Origin of the sequence: Alkalibacterium putridalgicola (genome assembly GCF_900109825.1) — a bacterium.
Lineage (GTDB): Bacteria > Bacillota > Bacilli > Lactobacillales > Carnobacteriaceae_A > Alkalibacterium > Alkalibacterium putridalgicola.
The window spans coordinates 1-6,062 of the sequence record NZ_FOBL01000060.1; the positions used below are offsets into that span (position 1 = coordinate 1).

Annotated in this window: 5 protein-coding genes; 2 read left to right on the top strand and 3 right to left on the bottom strand. The window is 39.7% G+C overall.

What is annotated here, in order from left to right; translation table 11 throughout:
* Window positions 1–537 precede the first annotated feature (537 nt).
* The 3 genes from BMX84_RS12115 to BMX84_RS12125 form a co-directional block, all read right to left on the bottom strand.
* Window positions 538–2,217 carry a peptidoglycan DD-metalloendopeptidase family protein gene (locus BMX84_RS12115; RefSeq protein ID WP_091490281.1) on the bottom strand — a complete coding sequence of 560 codons (1,680 nt, stop codon included), beginning with the start codon at window positions 2,215–2,217 and terminating at the stop codon, window positions 538–540.
* 527 nt (window positions 2,218–2,744) lie between these two features.
* The gene (locus BMX84_RS12120; RefSeq protein ID WP_091490283.1) at window positions 2,745–3,704 is read right to left on the bottom strand and encodes a magnesium transporter CorA family protein; all 960 of its coding nucleotides are present in this window, start codon (window positions 3,702–3,704) and stop codon (window positions 2,745–2,747) included.
* A 398-nt stretch (window positions 3,705–4,102) separates the two neighbouring features.
* Complete coding sequence (locus BMX84_RS12125; RefSeq protein ID WP_091490286.1) at window positions 4,103–4,630, bottom strand: YehS family protein; 528 nt, start codon at window positions 4,628–4,630, stop codon at window positions 4,103–4,105.
* A 252-nt stretch (window positions 4,631–4,882) separates the two neighbouring features.
* Between BMX84_RS12125 and BMX84_RS12130 the strand changes: the two genes are divergently transcribed.
* On the top strand, window positions 4,883–5,683 hold the full coding sequence (locus BMX84_RS12130; RefSeq protein WP_091490288.1) for a formate/nitrite transporter family protein: 801 nt from the start codon (window positions 4,883–4,885) through the stop codon (window positions 5,681–5,683).
* A gap of 185 nt (window positions 5,684–5,868) precedes the next feature.
* A partial coding sequence (gene tnpA / locus BMX84_RS12135) for an IS200/IS605 family transposase (protein WP_143058725.1) occupies window positions 5,869–6,062 on the top strand: 194 nt, incomplete at its 3' end.

Sequence of the window (6,062 nt, forward strand, 5' to 3'; positions counted from 1 at the left end):
TAGCAGCTCTGATAAAATAATTGGCGGATCTAATTTTTAGAACATGTTTCCAAAACTGATCGGAAAAGAGGGCGGGACAAAAACTCCCGGCCTTTTTTGCTTTTTTAAAACTGTTCGAGAATGAGGACATTCAAAGGAGTGATTTCGCTGCATGACACCACTTCCTAGTGGAATCCTGTATCAACTTGTCACTAAACAGCTTTTGTGACCACTTCCTGAAGAATCACTGCCTAAACTTGTCACTAAACAGCTTTTGCGACCACTTCCTGAAGAATCACTGCCTAAACTTGTCACTAAACAGCTTTTGAGACTACTTCCTGAAGAATCACTGCCTAAACTTGTCACTAAACAGCTTTTGAGACTACTTCCTGTAAAATCTCAGCCTAAACTTGTCACTAAACAGTTTTTGCAGCTACTTCCTGAGAAACTGCGGCACCAACTGGTCATAATACCGCTGGAAGAATGCTTTAACTTGATTAAACGCAGGAAAGAGGGTGGGACAAAAAGTCCTACCCTCTTTCTTAGTCTATATTATACTTATCTAATGTAATCTATCGGATTCACAGTTCTACCATTTTTATAAACAATAAAGTGTAAGTGAACACCTGTTGAACGACCAGTCGTGCCCATAATTCCTAGTTGCTGTCCTTGAGAGACTCTTTGTCCTACAGAGACATTCAAACCGGGCTGCATGTGTGCATACAATGTTCTGTATCCATCACCATGGTCGATGATCACTCTATAGCCATAGGTACCTGAGTACGAAGCGGCTGCAACCGTACCTGCACGTGTTGCTCTGATCGGTCCGCCACCGGCAATATCAAGACCATTATGGAATGATCCGCGAGCCCCGGTCACTGGGTGAGTACGGTAGCCATAGCTGGAACTGAAATATCCGCTTGCAGGTCGCAGCCATCCGCTGTTTGAAGAGGTTGATGCTTGAGCTTGTTCTTTTTCTTGCTGAGCTTTTGCCGCTGCAGCTGCTTTACGTTCAGCTTCGGCTTGAGCTTCGGCTCTTGCTTTTTCTCTTGCTCTCTCCTCGGCTCTCGCTTTTTCTCTTGCTCTTTCTTCAGCACGTGCCTTTTCTTCTGCTCGTACTTGAGCTGCAGCTTCTTCTTCCTGACGCTGTTCTTCACGACGTCGTTCAGCTGCTGCGCGTTCTGATGCCTCTTTTTCTGCCTGATCTTTTTGTGCTGCTTCTTCTTTACGTTTTTGAGCAGCCAGTACAGCGGCTTCTTCTTCTGCTGCTGCCTTAGCTGCTTCTTCTTTGGCTTTTTCTTCAGCAAGACGTTCTTCTCTTGCGATGCGCTCTTCCTCTTCGCGTTTTTCTCTTGCAATACGTTCTTCTTCCAGACGTTTCTCTTCAGCGATACGCAATGCTTCCTGACGCTTCTCTTCAGCAATACGTTCTTCCTCTAAACGTTTTTCTTCAGCGATACGCTCTTCTTCTGCTTTGATATCGGCGTTCAGGGCCATCGTTTCCTGAGCGAGTTCAAATTGTTCACTGACGAACTGGTCTTTTTCAGCAGAATTCATCTGGTAGCGTTCAGCCACATACATGATTTCATCATCAAGTTCAGCCTGCTGAACCGTCAGTTCTTCACGATTTGCTTTAACTTCAGCTAATAATGTTTCAGCTTGTTCTTTTTCCAGCTGTACTTTTGATTCAGCTTCCACAAGGGCTTCCTGGTCGCGACGCTGATCTTCGATCACTGTCTGATTTGCTGATACTAATGTAGTGATAACACCCATTCGACTAATTAAATCTGATATGTCTTCAGCCGAAATAATCATATGTATGATATTCGTCGGGTTCCATTTAGTCTGTGTCGCACGTGCTTGAGTCATTAGTTTTTCATTACGCAGTTCGATCGCTTCAGTTAGGTTTGCGATTTCTTCATTTAATTTGTCGATCTCTTTATTTTTTTCTGACAGGAGACCTTCCTGTTTTTCAACATCTTCTGTCAATTCCTGGATCGTTATCTGAAGAGACTGGATGTTTGCTTCCAATTCTTGTCTTTCCAGTTCCAAACTGTTCATTTCTGATTCAGTTTCTTCAATCACTGAACCTAACTCTTCTGAACGATTTTCGATCTTTTCTTTTTCTTTTTGTAATTCTTCTAAGGATTCCTCTGCTTGAACAACACTGTCTAACATCGGTGCAGCGGTCGTCAACAGCATTGAGGAAACAAGTCCCACGATCAATTTCTTCTTCAAGTGATTTCCTCCATTATGTCTTTGTCTTTTGCGATTCGATAAGCTCTATAAAAGTAATTTTTTAATTTTTAACGTAGACCTATAGTAACACTCTTACCGAAAATATAGAATCTATAGTGGATTACAGTTATATTACACTTGATTTTAGACAAATTTTAGACAAGATTAACACGTTCCATCCGTTTCAGTGAAACGTATTATATCAAACAGTCAAAATCAGTTTAACGATAATTCATGAACGGACTATAACATATCCACAGAAAATCGCCTGCAGAAGAACTCTACCTTTCTCATATTATTACTACTGATTTTCACCTTATGATTACTTCCATAGATAATATCTTCAAGTTAAAAAAATTCGGCTAGTAACCGCTGCCCTTGTCATTGGAATAAGCAGGGTTCTTCTCACAGGTCCTGTCTATCTTCTTGATAATGATTATTATTTTAAAATGCATTCACCTAAGAGTATGAAGCGCTATCATTTATATCGATTGATCTTCTATTTTTTCTACCGTTCAAAGGTTTCTTTAAAAGAAATCTCTCTTCTTCAAACCATATGCTATCAGACCGGTAAGAAGCAGGATAATAGCCGACATGATCCAGAAGCCGTCGCTCACCTTTTCAAATGGAACAGGGACATTCATTCCCCACATCGAGCTAATAATGGTCGGGATAGTAAGAATAATCGTAATCGTCGTCAGAAACTGCACGGTCCTGTTTAAATTATTAGAAATAAGTGATGAGAAGGTATCACTGATGTCTTCCAGAAGCTCATGCGTTTGCCGGATCATTTTTTTGGCCTGATTCATTTCTACACTGACATTCCGCAACGTTTCATTGTTTTCTTCCATCTTTATATAACGTTCAGCTCCTCGCAGTTCTTCAAATATAGTATGATTCGTTTCGATTGCGATATCGAAATATACAATACTTTTCTGCAGTTTCATCAGTTTGAAAAGACTGTCTGACTTGCTGGATTTTTTTATATTGGCTTCCAGTTTACTTGTCTCTCGATTGATTTCTTTTAGGCACTGAATATATTCTCTGGCAATATATTCAGATACTGTCAGAACAAAATCCGTATGGTTCTTAATTCTAACAGGATGCTGGCGCTTGTTCCTGATGATTTCTTCAATAACTGGTGGGGTCTTTTCACTAGCAGTGATCAGCAGTTTGTCTGTCAGAATGATAGATAGCGCCCGCGTCACAAATTCCAGTTCAGCTTTATTCTCTATTCTGATCGGATAAAGTAAAACCAGTAAACTTGGACGATCCTTATCAGATTTTTCAAGATTTTCAGACCTGGATACTTCGTCTGGATCAAATGCGCTTGTCAAATAATCAAGCGGGAATGCATACTTCTGCGCAATTCCTTTCATTTCTTCTCTGTCTGCTTTAGTAATATGCAACCACTCCGGCGGTCTGTTCCCGGCTTCGTTTACTTCAACAACTTTCTCTTGATTATTTGTACGATATGCCTCTATCAACAGGTTCCCCTCCAATCATGTGAAACAGTCCTTCATTCATTAAGTACGCTCAAAGCATATATTCAGTTTATAACAGATTACGTATAATAGATATTAAACTGTCTTGCCGCAAAGATCCACAGCTCATACGGCAGGAATGTTTTTCAGTAGTCATCACTTCTTCGTTTTTTCTGTCGCATTTCAAGCGCCCAGGAAGATAAGCACGAGTTACTATTTTTTGACATAAATCATTGCTTATATCTCACTGTCTTTCCTCTAGAATCAATCATTGCTGCCAGTAAGGTCTTTCTAGTCGATCAGCAAGACCCGTTTCACTCTCTTTCTTATTAAAAGAAGGAATCAACTAAACAGTAAAACACCCCTTTATCTCTGTCTGAAATAAAGGGGTGTTTTACTGTTTAGTCCAATCTTTCTCTCAATGCCAAACCTTTCAGGAAATTACGCGCATACCGGTCGCCACATTCCTGATAGTTACGGTGGTCTTCTTTTCTCAAAACGGCACTCAACTCACTTTTAGAAATAAAGACATCGGCATCTTCAAGGATATCCAAAACATCTTCATTTGTCAGCTTCAAAGCTACTTTCACTTTCTTAAGCAAGATATTATTGACGTCTTTATCGTGTTTCAAGGCGTACGTCATTTTGACAGGTTCACCTGTTTTGGAAAGCTGTCGGCCTCTTTTATAAACGATCAGTCCATTCAGGAATGCTTCAAATGTCCGATTGGTACATTCCTTTCGATATAGATTTTCTGAAAAACTGTTTTCTTCATCTTCAGGAGAATCTTTCTCTTCTTGTTTCGAAAGCAGATACCTTACATCTCCTAGAGAGAGTTCCTTTTCTCCAAGCTTGAAAATCTCTACCAATTCTGCATCTTTTAAATCCAGTGCATACCTCAGCCGCACCAGTCGGTCGTTATTATTCATGATTTTTACACCTTTCTGATCTGTACCAGTTAATTAGTCATTTCTTCGTCTAGTATACCGGTAACGGGCTGTAATCTAAAGAAGTTATCTATCCTTTTATAGAGGAAAACGGAACCAATTAAAAGATAGCTCATATGTGTCTTTTTTGTCATAATTTTTTTTGAAAATAATACTGATTTTCATTTTCAAAATGAACTGAAAGGTGTATGATGTAAATATTGTGTAAAACCTAACAAAAAGGATGGAATGTTCATGGATGCAAATTATCAAGGTCTCTTTTACAGTATTGAAAAGAGTATTGAAAAGAAAAAACAGTTGTTTGAGGTCAGTAAACTAGGGTATGGTGCCCGTGCTATGCTTGCCACACTATTTTTAACATTAGGCACTGCTATCGCTGTCATTACAGCTCAATATGCTGAAAAAGCAATTCCGGGTTCCGGAAAATTTTTATATTCATTTATGTTCAGCTGGTCTCTGGTCATGATTATTTATATGAATGCAGAACTGGGTACATCTAATATGATGTATACAACTGTGGCGGTACACAGAAAATACTTAACAGTTAAAAATGCACTTATTCTTTTGTTCACCTGTCTGCTGTTTAATCTTATTGGTGGGATCATATCAAGTTATCTGGTTTCTCTAACTTCTATTTTTCAGGACTTGCCTGCTGACCACTTCTTATTCAAGGCAATAGAAGGTAAATTAGCTAAAACCCCTTTACAAATATTCACTGAAGGTATATTTGCAAACATCATTGTGAATACAGCTGTATTCAGTACGATTAGAATGAAAGACGATGCCGGTAAGGTCATTGCCATGATCTTCATCATCTTCATTTTCGCCTTCTTAGGATTTGAGCACCTTATCGCTAATTTCTCTTCATTCCCTCTTGCTTATTTTGCAGCAGCTGGAGCAGTTACCGGTATGAATGTTTATACTGTCGGGATGAACTTTTTACTTGCCGGCTTAGGAAATTTCGTTGGTGGAGGCCTCGTTATAGGTCTGACCTATTCATGGCTTAACCGTCGTAGTCATGCCTATCAGGACTGATCAGGATATACTAAAGGAGCTGGGACTTTTGTCCCAGCTCCTTTTTTTTTTATGTACTTTGAAAACCCCCGGCTGTGCCGGGGGTTCAGGATAGCTTTCAGCGTGGGTTCAAAAAAAGCCTCACTTCATGATAAGATAAAGTTGGTTTCCCGACCACTTACTCAAATCATTGAAGGAGGCGTCCCATGAAGGACAAGAACAGTTTAGCACATTCACAATGGAGATGTAAGTATCACATCGTTTTCGCACCAAAGTACAGAAGACAGATAATCTATGGCAAGTATAAACAAAGCATCGGTGAGATTATCCGAGAACTTTGTCAGAGAAAAGGAGTGGAGATACACGAAGCAAATGCATGCAAAGACCACATTCATGTGTT

Coding starts and splice junctions, on each gene's coding strand:
- BMX84_RS12130 (WP_091490288.1), top strand. CDS start 4,883: ATGGATGCAAATTATCAAGGTCTCTTTTACAGTATTGAAAAGAGTATT.
- BMX84_RS12125 (WP_091490286.1), bottom strand. CDS start 4,630: ATGAATAATAACGACCGACTGGTGCGGCTGAGGTATGCACTGGATTTA.